Source organism: Thalassorhabdomicrobium marinisediminis (genome assembly GCF_003072065.1).
Lineage (GTDB): Bacteria > Pseudomonadota > Alphaproteobacteria > Rhodobacterales > Rhodobacteraceae > Octadecabacter > Octadecabacter marinisediminis.
Map to the genome: position 1 here is coordinate 29,277 of NZ_QCYG01000003.1, position 16,100 is coordinate 45,376.

The 16,100-nt window shown below is 65.5% G+C and carries 17 protein-coding genes; 10 read left to right on the forward strand and 7 right to left on the reverse strand.

Annotated elements, in window-relative coordinates; genetic code table 11:
• The first annotated feature begins 47 nt into the window (after positions 1 to 47).
• The 6 genes from DC363_RS04645 to DC363_RS04665 all read left to right on the forward strand — a co-directional run bounded on the left by DC363_RS04645 (position 48) and on the right by DC363_RS04665 (position 4,550).
• Positions 48 to 1,037, forward strand: coding sequence for a sensor histidine kinase (locus DC363_RS04645; protein WP_108639977.1), 990 nt, complete (start codon positions 48 to 50; stop codon positions 1,035 to 1,037).
• Positions 1,038 to 1,127: 90 nt separating this feature from the next.
• Positions 1,128 to 2,060 carry an aldo/keto reductase gene (locus DC363_RS04650; RefSeq protein ID WP_108639978.1) on the forward strand — a complete coding sequence of 311 codons (933 nt, stop codon included), beginning with the start codon at positions 1,128 to 1,130 and terminating at the stop codon, positions 2,058 to 2,060.
• The gene (locus DC363_RS04655; RefSeq protein ID WP_108639979.1) at positions 2,057 to 3,139 is read left to right on the forward strand and encodes an NAD(P)/FAD-dependent oxidoreductase; all 1,083 of its coding nucleotides are present in this window, start codon (positions 2,057 to 2,059) and stop codon (positions 3,137 to 3,139) included. The genes DC363_RS04650 and DC363_RS04655 overlap by 4 nt, the downstream gene beginning before the upstream one ends.
• On the forward strand, positions 3,136 to 3,270 hold the full coding sequence (locus DC363_RS17235) for a hypothetical protein (protein WP_277871162.1): 135 nt from the start codon (positions 3,136 to 3,138) through the stop codon (positions 3,268 to 3,270). Before DC363_RS04655 ends, DC363_RS17235 begins: the two co-directional genes overlap by 4 nt.
• 54 nt (positions 3,271 to 3,324) lie before the next feature.
• Positions 3,325 to 3,513 carry a hypothetical protein gene (locus tag DC363_RS04660; RefSeq protein WP_108639980.1) on the forward strand — a complete coding sequence of 63 codons (189 nt, stop codon included), beginning with the start codon at positions 3,325 to 3,327 and terminating at the stop codon, positions 3,511 to 3,513.
• 68 nt (positions 3,514 to 3,581) lie between these two features.
• Entirely contained in the window at positions 3,582 to 4,550 is a 969-nt protein-coding gene (locus DC363_RS04665) for an aminoglycoside phosphotransferase family protein (RefSeq protein WP_108639981.1), read from the forward strand.
• On the opposite strand, the gene DC363_RS04670 is transcribed toward DC363_RS04665, so the two are convergent.
• Positions 4,547 to 7,051 (reverse strand): GcvT family protein, encoded by a 2,505-nt coding sequence (locus tag DC363_RS04670; protein ID WP_108639982.1) that lies wholly within the window; start codon positions 7,049 to 7,051, stop codon positions 4,547 to 4,549. The two genes, DC363_RS04665 and DC363_RS04670, sit on opposite strands and share 4 nt — an antisense overlap.
• A 267-nt stretch (positions 7,052 to 7,318) precedes the next feature.
• Here DC363_RS04670 and DC363_RS04675 point away from each other — a divergent pair, with 267 nt between their 5' ends.
• The gene (locus DC363_RS04675; protein ID WP_108639983.1) at positions 7,319 to 7,519 is read left to right on the forward strand and encodes a hypothetical protein; all 201 of its coding nucleotides are present in this window, start codon (positions 7,319 to 7,321) and stop codon (positions 7,517 to 7,519) included.
• A 17-nt stretch (positions 7,520 to 7,536) separates the two neighbouring features.
• Here the strand turns inward: DC363_RS04675 and DC363_RS04680 are convergent, their stop codons facing one another.
• A complete protein-coding gene (locus DC363_RS04680; RefSeq protein WP_108639984.1) occupies positions 7,537 to 8,523 on the reverse strand; it encodes a 2-hydroxyacid dehydrogenase in 987 nt (328 codons plus the stop codon).
• A 100-nt stretch (positions 8,524 to 8,623) separates the two neighbouring features.
• On the opposite strand from DC363_RS04680, the gene DC363_RS04685 reads away from it, so the two are divergent.
• Entirely contained in the window at positions 8,624 to 9,163 is a 540-nt protein-coding gene (locus tag DC363_RS04685; protein ID WP_108639985.1) for an SH3 domain-containing protein, read from the forward strand.
• Positions 9,164 to 9,189: 26 nt separating this feature from the next.
• On the opposite strand, the gene DC363_RS04690 is transcribed toward DC363_RS04685, so the two are convergent.
• The 5 genes from DC363_RS04690 to DC363_RS04710 form a co-directional block, all read right to left on the reverse strand.
• Positions 9,190 to 11,202, reverse strand: coding sequence for a M3 family metallopeptidase (locus tag DC363_RS04690; RefSeq protein WP_108639986.1), 2,013 nt, complete (start codon positions 11,200 to 11,202; stop codon positions 9,190 to 9,192).
• Between the two features lie 48 nt (positions 11,203 to 11,250).
• Positions 11,251 to 12,312 (reverse strand): HesA/MoeB/ThiF family protein, encoded by a 1,062-nt coding sequence (locus DC363_RS04695; RefSeq protein WP_108639987.1) that lies wholly within the window; start codon positions 12,310 to 12,312, stop codon positions 11,251 to 11,253.
• Complete coding sequence (gene dut / locus DC363_RS04700) at positions 12,312 to 12,764, reverse strand: dUTP diphosphatase (protein ID WP_108639988.1); 453 nt, start codon at positions 12,762 to 12,764, stop codon at positions 12,312 to 12,314. Before dut ends, DC363_RS04695 begins: the two co-directional genes overlap by 1 nt.
• Entirely contained in the window at positions 12,764 to 13,951 is a 1,188-nt protein-coding gene (coaBC, locus tag DC363_RS04705; protein WP_108639989.1) for a bifunctional phosphopantothenoylcysteine decarboxylase/phosphopantothenate--cysteine ligase CoaBC, read from the reverse strand. Before coaBC ends, dut begins: the two co-directional genes overlap by 1 nt.
• A 75-nt stretch (positions 13,952 to 14,026) precedes the next feature.
• Positions 14,027 to 14,905 carry an RNA polymerase factor sigma-32 gene (locus DC363_RS04710; RefSeq protein ID WP_108639990.1) on the reverse strand — a complete coding sequence of 293 codons (879 nt, stop codon included), beginning with the start codon at positions 14,903 to 14,905 and terminating at the stop codon, positions 14,027 to 14,029.
• A gap of 98 nt (positions 14,906 to 15,003) precedes the next feature.
• Between DC363_RS04710 and cobU the strand changes: the two genes are divergently transcribed.
• Together cobU and DC363_RS04720 are read left to right on the forward strand one after the other, a co-directional pair.
• The gene (gene cobU, locus DC363_RS04715) at positions 15,004 to 15,528 is read left to right on the forward strand and encodes a bifunctional adenosylcobinamide kinase/adenosylcobinamide-phosphate guanylyltransferase (RefSeq protein ID WP_108640300.1); all 525 of its coding nucleotides are present in this window, start codon (positions 15,004 to 15,006) and stop codon (positions 15,526 to 15,528) included.
• The gene (locus DC363_RS04720; RefSeq protein WP_108639991.1) at positions 15,525 to 16,100 is read left to right on the forward strand and encodes a histidine phosphatase family protein; all 576 of its coding nucleotides are present in this window, start codon (positions 15,525 to 15,527) and stop codon (positions 16,098 to 16,100) included. The genes cobU and DC363_RS04720 overlap by 4 nt, the downstream gene beginning before the upstream one ends.

A 16,100-nucleotide genomic window follows, 5' to 3' on the forward strand; every position in this document is an offset into this window, starting at 1 on the left:
ACCCATGGTGCCGTAAATACTACTTTTTTCGGAACGACGTCTGCGCCATGACCCTGTTCGACCAACTTACCGAACTCACCGGTGATGGCCTGTGCCTGTGTGAGATGATCACCGACGCCGAAGGCGTACCGGTTGACTACCGCTTCTTGCAGGTCAATGCGCTGTTCGAAGACTATACCGGACTGAAGGACGCCACCGGCCGCACCGCGCGCGAACTTGTGCCGGAGCTTGAGCAGGACTGGATCGACACCTATGCCCGCGTCGGGCTGCACGGCGAGAAACTCCGGTTCGAGAATGGCTCCGCCGCCATGGGCCGCTGGTTCGAGGTCTATGCCACCCCCGCCGAGCCGCAGGGCCGTTTCATGATCCTGTTTCGCGATGTCACCCCGCGCAAACACGCCGAGCTTGAGCGTGAAGCCGCGCTGGCCCAGTCCAAACGCCTGTTCAGCGAACTCAATCACCGGGTCAAGAACTCGCTCGCCATCGTCAATTCGGTGATCTCGATGGAAGCCCGCAACGCCCCCGAGGACGCGCAACCGCGTCTGACGCGGCTCGGCAACCGGGTCACGGCCATTGGCGCGCTCTACGAAGCCATGGCCGTCTCGGATGCGATCGACAAGGTGCAGGCCGACGACTACCTCGGCGGGATCGTCGACAACCTGCGCGACGCGCTGGCCCAGGACGAGGATATCACGATCACCGCACAGATCGCGCCGCTGATCCTTGCCGGGCGTCATGCGGTCTGCATCGGGCTGATCCTGAACGAGGTGATCACCAACAGCGTCAAACACGCTTTCACCGCCGACAGCTCCGGGCAGGTGGAGGTCACCCTCACCGTCGACGGGGACGAGGTCGTGACGACCGTCGCCGACAACGGCCGCGGCATGGCGGACAAGGGCACACCGCCCTCGGGCCTTGGGTCGCGTCTGGTGAATGCCTTCGTGCAGGACCTTGATGGCACGATCGACCGGACGAGTTCGGACAAGGGAACCACGACCACGATCCGCTTCCCCAAGCCCGACACGCCCCCGGCCTAGGGCCCGCCCCTGCCCCGCCACCGCTTCGGGGTTTTCTTTTCGCCCCCGTTGGTCTTGATTGTCAGCGACCACCCAGCGAAAGGGATCGCCATGACACAGATGACCACCCGCACGGGCGCGGCCCTTGCCCCGGCGGCCTTCGGCACCATGCAATGGGGCGGCTCCGCCGAGGACGCCGCGTCCCGCGCCATGTTCGACGCCTGCCTGTCCGCGGGCATCACCCATTTCGACACCGCCCACGTCTATACCGACGGCGCATCGGAAACCCTGCTTGGCGCGCTGGCCGAAGACCGCGACGACATCTTCGTCGCCACCAAGGCCGCCTATGACCGCCCCGCCACGCCGGACAATCTCCGCCACAGCCTGCAGACCAGCCAGAGCCGTCTGCAGCGCGACGTGATCGACCTGTTCTACCTCCACCGGTTCGACCCCGCGACCCCGCTCGAGCAGACCTTCGAGACGCTGGCGCGGATGCAGTCCGACGGCGCGATCCGCTATATCGGGGTCAGCAACTACGCCGCATGGCAGGTGATGAAAGCGCAGGCCGTCGCCGCCACCTTCGACACCCGCATCGACGCCCTGCAGCCGATGCTCAACCTCGTCAAACGACAGGCCGAGGTGGAATTGTTGCCCATGGCGCAGGATCAGGACATTCAGGTCTGCGCCTATTCGCCCTTGGGCGGCGGGCTGCTGACCGGCAAATACGCCGCACTGGGGGCCGAGGGGCGGCTGACCCGCGACGACCGCTATGCCAAACGCTACGGGCCGGAATGGATGCAACAGGCGGCCACCAGCCTCACCGACATCGCGCACGAGCTGCAAACCCCCGCCGCGACCCTTGCCATCGCCTGGCTGCGGCGGCACGCGCCGCAGGTGCACCCGATCCTTTCGGCGCGCACCGTTGAGCAGTTGCAGCCCTCGCTCGACGGGCTCACCTACGAGATGGCCGACGACGTCTTCGCCGCGATCTGCGACCTCTCGCCCGCGCCGGCCCCCGCAACCGACCGTCTGGAAGAAGCATGATCGATTTTCTTGTCGTGGGCGGCGGCATCGCCGGCACCTCAGCGGGCGCGCGCCTGTCGCATTTGGGCCGCGTCACCCTGCTGGAGCGCGAAACCGCGTTGGCCTTCCACGCCTCGGGCCGGTCCGCCGCTTTGTTTGAAGAAAACTACGGCCTGCCCGCGACGGTCGCGCTCAACATCGCCAGCCGCGACTATCACTTCACGGCCAACGGCGGCGTGACCAGCCCGCGCGGCCTGATGCTGATCGGCACCAACGACAACCGCGACGCCTTCGCGCAGGATCTGGCCGAGATGAAACTTGCCGAGATCTCCCCGTCCGAGGCCCGCGACCTGATCCCGATCCTCAACGACAGCGTGACCCGCGTGGGCTATGACGCCGCCGCATGGGACCTCGACACCGACCGGCTGGTGCAGAACTTCGCGCGCGAAATTCGCGACAACGGCGGCACGGTGCGCACCGGGGCCGAGGTGACGGACGTGACCCGAACCAGGGACGGGTGGGAGGTTGCTCTGGGCGACGAAGTCCTCACCACTCGCACCCTTGTGAACGCGGCCGGGCCTTGGGCCGATGAGCTGGCGCAGATGGCGGGCATGGCCCCCGTGGGCATCACCCCCCTGCGCCGCTCCATGGCGCGCATCCCGGCCCCGGGCGAGCACGACGTCGCGCGCTGGCCGATGATGTTCGGCCCCGGCGAAGACTGGTATGCCAAGCCCGACGCGGGCGCGCTGATCGTCTCTCCGGCCGAGGAAGACCCGATGCCCCCGATGGACGCTTGGGCCGACGACATGGTGCTGGCCGAAGGTCTGGCGAAATACGAAGCCCACGTCACCGAACCGGTCACGCGGATGCTGTCGAACTGGGCGGGCCTGCGCAGCTTCGCCCCCGACCGCACCCTTGTGCTGGGGCCGGACGCGGCCGATGCGGCCTTCGTCTGGGTGGCAGGGCAAGGGGGCTACGGCTTCCAGACCGCCCCCGCCGCAAGCCAGCTGGTCGCCGATCTGGTGGCTGGACGGACGCCCGAACTTGACGCAGGCTTGGTCGCAGCCCTGTCGCCCGCCCGTTTCAAAGGATCCCGATGAAATATCGTATTGCCACATTCGTTCTCGCCGTGTCTGCCACCGGTGTGCAGGCCGATTTGTTGCCCCGCTGGGAAGTCGCGGAAGAAGCCCTGACCGAACGGGTCTTCGATCTGGCAGGCAATTCACAATAGTTCTCACCGTGGAACAGCGAAGACCGCGCAGGCAAAGCCTGTCTGCTGGACGCGATGCTGCGCACCTTCGGGCCAAGCAATGTTGAGGGCTACGTGGCATCTTTGGAACGCACCGCCGCCGCGCGCATGTCCTATGCCGACTCGTCCGAGCTGTCGCTCGACTGGATGGGCGCGGCCTCGCGCAATGGCATGGATCTGGCCACCGTTATGGACCTCGCCATGGCCTGCAACAGCAGCTTCTAGCCGGACCCGCACCGCAGCCGGATCGCGCACAGGTTTGACCTGACCGCCGCGACAGGCAAAGGTGCAGCATGACCAGCGCCCCTGCCGTGATAGACTCCCGCGTCAACGCGATGATCCGCGAATTCGCCGCCCATCGCGGCTTTGCCGGAATGCCCGAACACCGGCTGATTTACCGGTCCTACGACTTCCCCGCGACCCGTCAGGTCTGGCAGGTGGCGCTGGGGCCCGAGGTCTTCGCCCTGAAGCTGGATCACGACGCCGGACCCGAAGGGCGTTTGGCCAAGGAATACGCCGAGCTGCAGAACCTCAGCGCGCATTTCGCCAAATATGACAAGCTGGGCATCGCCACTCCGGTTTACCTCTCGCCCGGCGGCACCTTCTGCGTCACCGAGTTCCTCGATCACCGCACCGCCGGAGAGCGTCTGCAAGCGGTGGACAACGCCCAGACCCGCCGTCAGGTGTTCCGCCGCGCCGGTCTCTGGCTGCACGCAATGCACGAATACAAGCCGCAAAAGCGCAAGGAATGGTGGGGCAACTGGATGCTCAAGGAACTCGACGAGGTCGTCGAGCGGGACGAGATGCAGGCCCCCGCGTCCGAGGTCGCCCACATGCGCGCGATCCTGCACGAACAGGTGCGCAAGGTGAACCGCACCAAGGACACCCACGCCACCTCACACGGGGATTTTCATAGCGAAAACATCATGTTGGGGCCAGGCATGACCTATGGTTTCGACTTCACGGAAGCCCGCGCCAAGATGGCGGTTTATGACGTCGTGGACTTTCTGAAATGCGACATCTACCGCGACACGCCGGCCCCGGAAGTGGACCACGCCGGCATCACCAAAGCGCACCGCGAGATGTTTTTCAAAGGCTACAAACACAAGCTGAACCGCGACGTGCTCGACGTGTCCCTGCGCGGCCGCCTGCTGATCGACTGGGCGTCGATCACCAGACAAAACCACGTCAAACTGCGCGTCGACCGCATCCTTTACCGCAACCTCAAACCGCGGCTGGATATCGCCTTCGCCAAGGCCTAACCGTCCTTGCGGATGGCCTCGTTCTTCGGGTCATAGGGGCTGTCCTGCACCACTTCGGCGTCGTAAAGCTCGCGGAACATGCGCACTTTCACCTTGGTGCCGACCTCTGCCAATTCCGGCGGCAGATAGCCCATGCCGATGGACTTCCCGAAGGCGACCGAATAGCCGCCCGAGGTCAGTCGCCCGACCTTCTGGCCGTCATGCAACAGCGCTTCGCGGCCCCAGGGGTCGGCGTCCTCCGGCCCGTCGATCAGCAGCGTGACGCACTTCGACCGGATGCCGATCTCCTCCATCGCCGCCTTGCCGTGGAAGTCTTTCGACATATCCACAAAGCGCGGCAGATCCGCCTCAAGCGGCGTCGCATCGCGGCCCAGTTCCGTCCCGAACGCGCGATAGCTCTTCTCTTGCCGCAGCCAGTTCTGCGCCCGCGCGCCGACCAGTTTCATGCCGTGGGGCTCGCCTGCTTTCTCAAGCAGATCAAATAGATAGTTCTGCATCTCCATCGGGTGATGCAACTCCCAGCCCAGCTCTCCGGTATAGGCGACGCGGATCGCATTCACCGGACACATGCCCAGTTCGATCTGCCGCGCAGACAGCCACGGAAAACGTTTGTTCGACAGCGCGGTTTCCGGCTCTGCGTCCTTGATGACCGCGTTCAGCACCTCGCGCGACTTCGGCCCCGCGATGGCGAAGACGCCCCATTGCGTGGTCACGTCCTGACAGTCGATGCGGCCGAATTCGGGCTCCTTGTCCTCGATTGCCTTGCGCAGATAATCGGCGTCGTAGTCCGTCCAGGCCCCCGCCGAGACAAGATAAAACGCATCATCCTTCAACCGCACAATCGTATATTCCGTGCGCGTCGTGCCATGATCGGTGAGGGCATAGGTCAGGTTGATCCGTCCCACCTTCGGCAGTTTGTTGGTGGTGAACCAGTCCAGAAACGCCTCCGCCCCCGGCCCCTTGACGATATGTTTGGTGAAGGCGGTGGCGTCGATCAGGCCCACGCCCTCGCGGATCGCCTTAGCCTCCTCCACGGCATATTGCCACCAATCCCCGCGCCTGAACGACCGGCTGTCGTGGTCGAAGCTGTCCGGCGCATCCAACGGCCCGAAGTAATTCGGCCGCTCCCACCCGTTGACCCAACCGAACTGTGCGCCGCGCGCCTTCTGGCGGTCATAAGCGGGGGCCGTGCGCAGGGGGCGGCAGGCCGGGCGCTCTTCGTCGGGGTGGTGCAGGATATAGACGTGGTCGTAGGCTTCTTCATTCTTGCGGGCGGCGAACTCGGTGGTCATCCAGCCCTGCCCGTAGCGTTTGGGGTCGAGTGAGGCCATGTCGATCTCGGCCTCGCCCTCAACCATCATCTGCGCCAGATAATAGCCCGTGCCCCCCGCCGCCGTGATCCCGAAGGAAAAGCCCTCGGCCAGCCACATGTTCCGCAGCCCCGGCGCGGGACCGACAAGGGGGTTGCCGTCGGGGGTGTAGCAGATCGGGCCGTTGAAATCGTCCTTCAAGCCACTGTCCTCGCAGGACGGCACGCGGTGGATCATCGCCATATACTGCGCTTCGATCCGCTCCAGATCGAGCTGGAACAGGTCCGCGCGGAAGCTGTCGGGCACGCCGTATTCGAACACCGCCGGGGCGTTCTTCTCGTAAACGCCAAGGATCCAGCCGCCGCGTTCCTCACGCACGTAAGATTGCGCGTCGGCGTCGCGCACGACTGGATGCTCACCCCCGCCGTTCTTGCGATACTCGACCAGCGCAGGGTCTTGATCCATCACGATAAACTGGTGCTCCACCGGGATCGCGGGCAGCTTGATCCCGAGCATCTTCGCCGTGCGTTGCACGTGGTTCCCGCTGGCTGTGACCACATGTTCGGCGGTGATCATGATCTGCTCGTCCGAGGGCACAAGGTTGCCGCCCTTCTCGACCATCTTGGTGCAGGTGACCTCCCAAGCCTCGCCCGTCCAGTGGAAAGAGTCGGCTTGCCATTTCCGCTCGATCATCACACCGCGCTGACGGGCCCCCTTGGCCATCGCCATGGTCACATCGGCGGGGTTAATATAGCCGTCCTCGGTGTGGTAAATCGCGCCTTCAAGGTCGTCGGTGCGGATCAGCGGCCAGCGCTCCTTGATCTGCTCCGGCGTCAGCCATTCAAACGGCACGTCGCAGGTCTCGGCGGTGGAGGCATAGAGCATATACTCGTCCATCCGCTCTTTGGTCTGCGCCATGCGCAGATTGCCGACCACGGCAAAGCCCGCGTTCAGGCCGGTTTCTTCCTCAAGCGTTTTGTAGAAATCGACCGAATACTTGTGAATATGCGTGGTCGCGTAGCTCATGTTGAACAGCGGCAGCAGCCCCGCCGCATGCCAGGTTGACCCCGAGGTCAGCTCATCACGCTCGAGCAGCATCACATCGTCCCAGCCGGCGCGGGCCAAATGGTAGGCGATCGAGGTTCCGACGGCGCCGCCGCCGACGACCAATGCTTTGACCTGCGTTTTCATGGGCTGACTCCTTGGTGGCCTTCCGCTGCACTGTGCCCCAAGCCCGCCCCCCCGCGCGAAACCCGTCCGACGCCCGAGCGCTCAAAACCGACCAAGTTGCCCCCGCACGGACGCCCCCGGCCCCGCTTGGCCTTTGCGGCAATTTTGCGACAGGTCATTTAACCCGCGTAAAATTTCATTAGGAGATTTTGCCAAACAGGGCGTATATCTGACCGCATTCAATACGGGAGAATCGCGCAAAGCGGCCCCGGAGAAGAGAGCAGGATTATGATACGTATTGGTTTTACGGCCCTCGCGGCGGCATTCATGCTGGGCGCTTGCGCTCAGCCCGACATTCCCTCCAGACTGGACAGCAGCGACACCTTCTATTCCGGCTTCGGCCCCGCCGACAGCTACACCCCCCGCCCCGTGGGCGCGCGGGCGAACAACGACCTGATGCGGTTTTCCACCATGTCGATGGTGCACTAGGGGCCGATTGGCTGCGGTTACAGCATCGCAGGCACCACAAGGTCCGGGGGCCGGTGCCCGTCGTCGAAGGTCTTGATGTTCAAAAGCACCTTCTCGCCCATCTCGATCCGCCCTTCGCGGGTCGCTGATCCCATATGCGGCAAGAGCACCACGTTCTTGAGCTCACGCAGGCGCGGGTTGATGTCCGTGCCGCGCTCGTAAACATCCAGCCCCGCGCCCGCGATCTCTCCGGCGCGCAACATGCGTGTCAGCGCGTTCTCGTCGATCACCTCGCCCCGGGCCGTGTTCACGATCACCGCGTCGGGCTTCATCAGCTTGAGCCTGCGGGCGTTCATCAGATGGAAGGTCGCGGGCGTATGCGGGCAGTTGACGCTCAGAATGTCCATCCGCGCCACCATCTGATCCAGACTGTCCCACCACGTCGCATCCAGCGCCTCTTCGACCTCGGGGCGCAGGCGGCGGCGGTTGTTGTAATGCACCTGCATCCCGAACGCCCGCGCGCGCCGCGCCACTGCCTGCCCGATCCGGCCCATGCCAAGGATGCCCAGCCGCCGCCCGGCGATGCGCCCGCCCAGAAGCGCGGTCGGGGCCCAGCCGTCCCACTCGCCCGACTGCATCACCGCCAGCCCTTCGGGAATGCGCCGCGTCACCGCAAGGATCAGCGCCATGGTCATATCCGCCGTGTCCTCGGTCAGCACGCCGGGGGTATTCGACACCAGAATGCCCCGCTGCCGCGCGGTTGCCACGTCGATGTGATCCACGCCCGAGCCATAGTTGGCGATGAGCTTGAGCCGGTCGCCCGCCCGCGCCAGCGTGGCCGCGTTGATGTCGTCGGTCACCGTGGGCACCAGCACGTCACAGCCCTGCATTGCCGCCACAAGCTGGTCCTGCGTCAGCGGCGTGTCGTCATCGCGCAGGGTGACATCGAACAATTCGCGCATCCGCGTCTCGACCGCATCGGGCAACCGTCGCGTGACGGTAACACTCAGGCGTTTGCTTGGCATGGGCGTCCTCCTGTGACTTGCCCGGCACGGGCGTTCCGAGGCAAGTTGCCTGCAAAGCGCCAGAGGCACAAGAACCGCTGGACGGAAAAAGGCAGTGACAATGAAATTTATGTGCGCCGCAGGTCTGGCATTCGCAATATTCGTAGGGGGCGGATTGCCAAGTCCGGGCGTCACGGAGGAAGCTGCCACGACCATCACCGCCGTGCAGGGCGAACGCGGCCCGGTCACCAATCTGCCGATGCCGCGCTATGTCTCGCTCAAGGCGACCGAGGCCAACGTGCGCCGTGGCCCCTCCCTCTCGCACCGGATCGACTGGGTCTTCACCCGCCGCGACATGCCGTTGCGGGTGGTCGGGGAATACGGCCACTGGCGCCGCGTGGTCGACCGCGAAGGCATGGGCGGCTGGGTGCATTACTCGCTGCTCTCGGGCAACCGCACCGTGATCGTCGACAAGGACCTTTTGCCCCTGCGCGCCCGCCCCTCGCCCGAGGCGATGGAGGTCGCCATGTTGGAGCTTGGCGTGGTCGCCGATCTGGGCGAATGCAGTCTGGACTGGTGCCGCCTGAGCGCAGGCGGCTACCGCGGCTGGGCGCCCAAATCCGCGCTCTTCGGCGTCGCCCCCGACGAGGTGCGCGGCTGACGCGCGCCCCCCCCCCGCCGCCCTACTCAGGCCGCCAGCCCGCGCCCTTTCAGCAAGGCGGTCGCATCGGGCATCGAGCCGCGGAACTTCTCGTAAAGCACCGCCGCCTCCTCCGAGCCACCGGCGCTGAGGATGAACTCTTCCAGCTTCGTCGCCATCACCGGATCGAAGGGGCCGCCGTTCTCCTCGAAGGCCTCAAAGGCATCCGCGTCCATCACTTCGGACCACATGTAGCTGTAATAACCCGAAGAATAGCCGTCGCCCGCGAAGACATGGGCGAAATGCGGCGTCCCGTGGCGCATCCGGATCGCGTGGGGCATGCCCAGCTCTTCCAGCACCTCCGCCTGTTTCTGCATCGGATCGGCGGGGGGCGGCCCGTCGTGGAAGGCCAGATCGACCATGGCGCTGGCCACGTATTCCACCGTCTGGAACCCCATGTCATAGGTCGCCGCCCCCAGCATCCGGTCCAGCAGGTCGCGGGGCATGGGCTCGCCCGTTTCCGCATGGGTGGCAAACTCTTCCAGCACCTCGGGCACCTCAAGCCAGTGCTCGTACAGCTGGCTGGGCAACTCGACGAAATCCCGCGCCACGCTGGTGCCGGAAATCGCCTCATAGGTCACGTCCGAGAGCATCTGGTGCAGGGCGTGGCCGAACTCATGAAACAGGGTGCGCGCATCATCATAGGACAGAAGCGCGGGCGCACCTTCGGGCGGTTTGGCAAAATTGCACACATTGATGACATGGGGCCGGATGTCCCCGGCGAGCTTTTGCTGGCTGCGCAGGGCCGAGCACCACGCGCCCGAGCGTTTCGAGCCGCGCGCGAAGTAATCGCCGATGAACACCGCCATGTGCCGCCCCTCGCGCGTGACCTCCCACGCGCGGGCGTCGGGGTGATAAAGCGGCACGTCGACCGGCGCGAAATCGAGGTTGAACAGCCGCTTGGCGCAGGCAAAGGCAGCTTCGATCATGCGGTCGAGCTGCAGATAGGGCTTCAACTCGGCCTCGTTCAGGTCATGCTCCGCCGCACGGCGCTTTTCGCTGTAATAACGCCAGTCCCACGGCTGCAACGGTGCCGCGTGGCCATCGGCCAGCAACATCTGCTCCAGCACCGCCGCATCCGCCTCGGCGCTGGCCTTGGCCGGCGTCCAGACCTGCATCAACAGCGCGCGCACGGCCTCGGGCGTTTTCGCCATTTCGGTCTCGAGCTTGTAGTCCGCGAAGCTGTCATAGCCCAGCAGCGCCACCCGTTCCGCCCGCAGGGCCAGCACCTCGGCGGCGATGGCACGGTTGTCCGTCTCGCCCCCGTTGCCCCCCCGCGCGGTCCAAGCCTCATAGGCCTTCTCGCGCAGATCGCGCCGGTCCGAGAATTGCAGGAACGGCACGATCAGCGACCGCGAAAGCGTTACCACCGGCCCGTCCGCGCCCCGCTCCTCGCCCGCCGCCCGCGCGGCGGCGATGACGAACTCGGGCAGGCCCGCGGTATCCTCAAGCGGCATCGACCAGTCGCGCTCGTCCGCCAGCAGGTTCTGCGTGAACTTCGTGCCCAGCACGCTCAGCCGCTGCTTGACCTCGGCCAGACGCGCGGCGTCGTCACCTTGCAATTGCGCCCCCGCCCGCACGAAACTGCGGCGGGTCAGCATCAGCACGCGGGCCTGTTCTTCGGTGAGGTCCAGATCGTCGCGCCGCGACCACAGATCCTCGATCCGGGCAAACAGCGCCGCGTTCGACGTCACCTCGGTGCCATAGGCCGCGAGCTTGGGCGAAAACTCCCGCATCAGCGCCTCCCGCGCGGGGGTGCTGTCTGCGCCCGCCATGGCGAAGAACGGCGCCAGCACCTTGTCCAGCGGCGCATCGGCCAGCGCCAAAGCCTCGATCGTGTTCGCAAAAGTCGGCTCGGAGGCGTCGCAGATCGCCGCCACATTGGCGCGAGACTGGGCCAGCGCCTCTTCAAGCGCGGGGGCGAAATGGGAGTCTTCGATCTTGTCGAACGGGGGCAGCTCGAAAGGTGTGTTCCAGTCGGACAAAAGCGGGTTGGTCATGGCGCATCTCCTTTGCGGGCACCCTAACGATTTGCCCGGCAGGTACCATCACGAATCCGGCACGCGCCCCCGTCCGGGACCTCCGCAAACCGGGCAATCGGCGCGCGGCTTGATCCGCATGGTGCGCGTCTCGGCGTAAAGCGCGTCGTAGATCAACAACCGGCCGCGCAGGCCCTCGCCCGCGCCGGTGATCGCCTTCACCGCCTCCACCGCCATCATCGCCCCCAACACGCCCGGCAAGGGGCCCAGCACCCCGCCCTCGGCGCAGGACGGCACCAGCGAGGCCTCCGGGCGTTCAGGAAAAACGCAGCGATAACACGGCGTTCCTCCTGCCGGATGGTAAAGGCTGATCTGCCCTTCCCACTGCGTCAGCGCGGCGGCAATCAAAGGCACCCCGACCGACGCCGCCGCCGCATTCACCAGATAGCGGGTGTCGAAATTGTCCGTCCCGTCGAGCACCAGATCGTAATCGGCCATCAGCTCGGCCGCAATTTCGGGCGTCAGGCGGCGGTGATAGGGTCTTACCGTCACGAACGGGTTGAGCGCGGTCATCGCTTCGGCCGCCGATTGCACCTTGGGCATGCCGATCTTGCGATCCGAATGGATCACCTGCCGTTGCAGGTTCGTCGCCTCGACCACGTCGTCGTCGATCACGCCGATGGTGCCCACGCCCGCCGCCGCAAGATAATGCAGCACCGGCGCGCCTAGCCCGCCCGCGCCCACCACCAGCACGGCGGCGTCTTTCAGTGCCTTCTGCCCCGCCCCGCCAATCTCGCGCAGGACGATATGGCGGGCGTAACGTTCCAGCTCGCTCTCGGAAAACGGGCCCTGCGGCGCAGGATCGGGCGTGCCCGTCTGTGCCCGGGACCGCAGCCCCGAGAGCAAAAAACCATAGGCGCCAACGGCAATACCGACCAAAAGGATCGCGACCCACAGTGCCGCCTGTTGCCCCGTCGCCTCTCTCACCACGTGTCCGTCCGGCAGGATCAGATGCAGCGCGATCACAATGCACAGCAACCCGGCGACCATCCCCCACCGGCGCGCGCGCGAGAGGCCGAGCACCACACCGATCCCCCAAAGCAGTGCCGCCAAGGCCAGAACCAGCAGCATCAGCCCGTCCCGGTCGAGCCGAAACCGCCGCCGCCGCGCGCCGTTTCATCCAAGGGGCCAAGCTCGAACGCCGCCTGCACCACGGGGGCCACCACCAGCTGCGCGATGCGCATTCCGTGGGTGACCTCGAAGGCCTCGGTCCCGCCGTTCTGCACGATCACGCCCAGCAATCCGCGATAGTCGCTGTCGATGGTGCCGGGACTGTTGGGCAGGGTGATGCCGTGTTTCAGCGCCAGTCCGGACCGTGGCCGCAGCTGCACCTCATACCCCTCGGGCACGGCGATACGCAGCCCCGTGGGCACCAGGATCCGCGCGCCCGGTTGCAGGGTAACCCCCTGACGATCCTCAAAATTCGCGCGCACATCCGCGCCTGCCGCGCCCGCTGTCGCATAGATCGGCAGGCCCAGCGACCGGTCCGCCACCTCGGTCCATTCCAGCCGCACCGTGACCATCAGCCCAGTGCCTCGGCGATTTTCTGGGCGAGCCGCGCGGCCACTTCATCCTTGCCCATGCGCGGCCAGTCTTCGGCGCCCTGCGCGGTGATCAACGTCACCGCGTTCTCGGAGCCGCCCATGATCCCCGTCGCGGGCGAGACGTCGTTGGCCAAGATCCAGTCACACCCCTTGCGGGCGCGTTTGGCCGTGGCGTGGGCGATCACGTTCTCGGTCTCGGCAGCGAAGCCCACGACCAGCGCGGGCCGGTCGTCGGAGGCGCAAACCGTGGCCAGAATGTCGGGGTTCTCGGCGAATTCGAGCACAGGTAATTCACTGGAATCCTTTTTTATTTTCTGCTCTGACGCACTCGCCACCCGCCAATCGGCCACTGCTGCGGCAAATACGCCCGCGTCCACGTCCCGCGCCGCTTGCACCGCTTCCAACATCTCGCGTGCGGTTTGAACCGCAACCAGATCAACGCCTTGGGGTGGGGGCACCTCGGCGGGGCCGGTGACAAAGGTCACCCGTGCGCCCAGCGCCAGCAACGCCTTGGCAATCGCGGTTCCCTGCGCGCCGGACGACCGGTTGGCGATGTAGCGCACGGGGTCGATCGGCTCATGGGTCGGGCCTGAGGTTACCAGCACATGCTTGCCCGTCAGCGGCCCATCGGCCAGCGCCCCCTCAACCGCCGCGACGATCTCAAGGGGTTCCGCCATCCGCCCATACCCAAATTCACCACAGGCCATATCGCCCTTATTGGGGCCGCAGGTCAAAATACCATCTTTTTGCAAAGTCGCCAGATTGCGCCGAGTGGCGGGATGCTCCCACATGCGCACATTCATCGCCGGCGCGATCAGCACCGGCTTGTCCGTCGCCATAAGCAGGGTCGAGGCCAAATCGTTCGCGAGACCCTGCGCCATCTTCGCCATCAGATCCGCCGTCGCGGGCGCGACGACCACCAGATCGGCGGCGCGGCTCAGCTCGATATGGCCCATTTCGGCTTCGTCGTTCAGATCGAAAAGCTCCTGGAACACGCGCTCACCGGCCAGCGCCGAGACGCTCAGAGGGGTTACGAATTCCGCCGCCGCGCGGGTCAGCACCGGCACCACCGAATGCCCGCGCTCGCGCAGGCGCCGGATCAGATCCTGCGCCTTGAACGCGGCAATGCCACCGCCGATAATCAGGAGTATTTTCTTGCCGGTCATGCCCTGGCCCTTTCGATCCACGGCAAAACACTAAGGCCGGAAAAGGCAAAGAACCAGTGGCGAATCGACCGCCCCTCAGGCGAGCAGTTCGCGCACCTCCGCGCCCTGCCCCTCAAGGGATTTGCGCATCTTGGCAAAGGCCGCCACCTCAAGCTGGCGGATGCGCTCTTTCGAGAGGCCAAGCTCACCGCCAAGGCTTTCCAGCGTGCGCGGCGCGTCGTTCAATTTGCGCTCGCGGACGATGAATTGCTCGCGCGCGTTCAGCGTCGACATGGCGGTCACCAGCCACTGGCGCAGGCGTTCGGTGTCGTGGGATAATTCCACCTGCTCCGAGGAGTTCGCGCCGTCGTCCTCAAGCATGTCGATCCATTCACGCCCTTCCTCATCCGCCGATTGCGTCGCGTTGAGCGAGAAATCCGAGCCGCCCAAACGGCCCTCCATCATTTCGACATCGCGCAGGGGCACGCCCACTTCGACGGCAATCTTCTCGCGCAGCTCATGCCCCGGAAGCTCCTCGCCCCGCGCCATGGCCTCGCGCTCCAACTGCGCTTGCACCCGACGCATGTTGAAAAACAGCGACTTTTGCGAAGAGGTGGAGCCCGTGCGCACCATCGACCAGTTGCGCATCACGTGGTCCTGAATGCCCGCCTTGATCCACCAGACCGCATAGGTCGAAAAGCGCACCTCGCGGTCGGGGTCGAACTTGTCGGCGGCTTTCATCAGCCCCAGCGACGCCTCTTGAATAAGGTCGTTCATCGGCGCGCCGTAGCGCTTGAACTTCGCCGCCATGGAAATCGCCAGCCGCATGTAGGCGGTGATCAACCGGTGCAGCGCCGCTTCGTCGCGCTCGTCCCGCCAAGCGCGGGCCAGCGCGGCTTCGGTCTCGGCGTCCAGAAGCTCGGCCTTCATGGCCTTGCGGGACAGCGTTCGATCATCCTGAGTCATAGCGGCCATTGGTGTCTTCCCCCTCGGTCTGTCGCGGCGGCACTTTGCTTTTGTCCACGATCTGGTTACGCAGTCTTAACGCCGCCACCTTCAAGAAAGTTGCCACCGTGACCTTGCCGAATTTCACTTTTGTCATAGGGGGCGCGGCCTCGGGCAAGTCGGCCTTTGCGGAACACCTTTGTTTCCAAACGAAAAAATCCCGAATTTACATCGCCACCGCACAGGCGTTTGACGCCGAGATGCGTGCGAAAATTTCCGCTCATCAAGCCCAGCGCGGCGAAAACTGGCGCACGGTCGAAGCGCCGCTCGACCTTCCCCCCGTGCTGGCGCGCTGTCCGGCGGATGAGGTTGTGCTGCTCGATTGTGCCACGCTCTGGCTGTCGAACCTTCTGCTCGCGGGCCGCGATGTAGAGGCCGAGGGCGCGGCCCTTTTGCAAGCCCTCGCCGCCTGCCCCGCGCAACTCGTCGTCGTCTCGAATGAGGTCGGCCACGGCGTGGTCCCCGACAACGCCCTCGCGCGGCAATTTCGCAACGCCCAAGGCCGGTTGAACCAGCAGCTCGCCGCGCAGGCCGATCTGGTGGTGCAGGTGATCGCAGGCCTGCCGCAAGTTCTTAAAGGGGCGCTGCCGTGACCGTCATCCATTGGGTGCGCCACGGCCCCACCCATGCGCGCAGCTTCGTGGGGCATCGCGATATTCCCGCCGATCTCAGCGACACGGCCCTGATCGCGCGGCTCGACGCCGCCCTGCCCGCCGATGCGCTGGTTGTCTCCTCCGATCTGCGCCGCGCCATCGACACCGCCAGCGCCCTGCAAGGCCAGCGCACCCGCCTGCCCCACCGCCCCGGCCTGCGCGAATTCGACTTCGGCGATTGGGACGGGCTGCACCATCATGAGGTCAGCACCCGCTGGCCCGATCTCAGCCGTGCCTATTGGGAAACCCCCGGCGACATCGCCCCCCCCAACGGCGAAAGCTGGAACACCGCCGCCGCCCGCATCGCCGCCGACATCACCGCGCTGATCGACGCGCATCCGAACCGCGACATCATCGCCGTCGCCCATTTCGGCGCGATCCTGTCGCAGGTGCAATGGGCCGCCGGGATCACGCCCTATCGCGCGCTGGCCCACCGGATCGACAATTTTTCGATCACCGAAATCCAGATGCGCCCGACCCCCGGCGTCGCCCGGATCAATCACCTCCCTTAA

Coding starts and splice junctions, on each gene's coding strand:
- DC363_RS04645 (WP_108639977.1), top strand. CDS start 48: ATGACCCTGTTCGACCAACTTACCGAACTCACCGGTGATGGCCTGTGC.
- DC363_RS04650 (WP_108639978.1), top strand. CDS start 1,128: ATGACACAGATGACCACCCGCACGGGCGCGGCCCTTGCCCCGGCGGCC.
- DC363_RS04655 (WP_108639979.1), top strand. CDS start 2,057: ATGATCGATTTTCTTGTCGTGGGCGGCGGCATCGCCGGCACCTCAGCG.
- DC363_RS17235 (WP_277871162.1), top strand. CDS start 3,136: ATGAAATATCGTATTGCCACATTCGTTCTCGCCGTGTCTGCCACCGGT.
- DC363_RS04660 (WP_108639980.1), top strand. CDS start 3,325: ATGCTGCGCACCTTCGGGCCAAGCAATGTTGAGGGCTACGTGGCATCT.
- DC363_RS04665 (WP_108639981.1), top strand. CDS start 3,582: ATGACCAGCGCCCCTGCCGTGATAGACTCCCGCGTCAACGCGATGATC.
- DC363_RS04670 (WP_108639982.1), bottom strand. CDS start 7,051: ATGAAAACGCAGGTCAAAGCATTGGTCGTCGGCGGCGGCGCCGTCGGA.
- DC363_RS04675 (WP_108639983.1), top strand. CDS start 7,319: ATGATACGTATTGGTTTTACGGCCCTCGCGGCGGCATTCATGCTGGGC.
- DC363_RS04680 (WP_108639984.1), bottom strand. CDS start 8,523: ATGCCAAGCAAACGCCTGAGTGTTACCGTCACGCGACGGTTGCCCGAT.
- DC363_RS04685 (WP_108639985.1), top strand. CDS start 8,624: ATGAAATTTATGTGCGCCGCAGGTCTGGCATTCGCAATATTCGTAGGG.
- DC363_RS04690 (WP_108639986.1), bottom strand. CDS start 11,202: ATGACCAACCCGCTTTTGTCCGACTGGAACACACCTTTCGAGCTGCCC.
- DC363_RS04695 (WP_108639987.1), bottom strand. CDS start 12,312: ATGCTGCTGGTTCTGGCCTTGGCGGCACTGCTTTGGGGGATCGGTGTG.
- dut (WP_108639988.1), bottom strand. CDS start 12,764: ATGGTCACGGTGCGGCTGGAATGGACCGAGGTGGCGGACCGGTCGCTG.
- coaBC (WP_108639989.1), bottom strand. CDS start 13,951: ATGACCGGCAAGAAAATACTCCTGATTATCGGCGGTGGCATTGCCGCG.
- DC363_RS04710 (WP_108639990.1), bottom strand. CDS start 14,905: ATGGCCGCTATGACTCAGGATGATCGAACGCTGTCCCGCAAGGCCATG.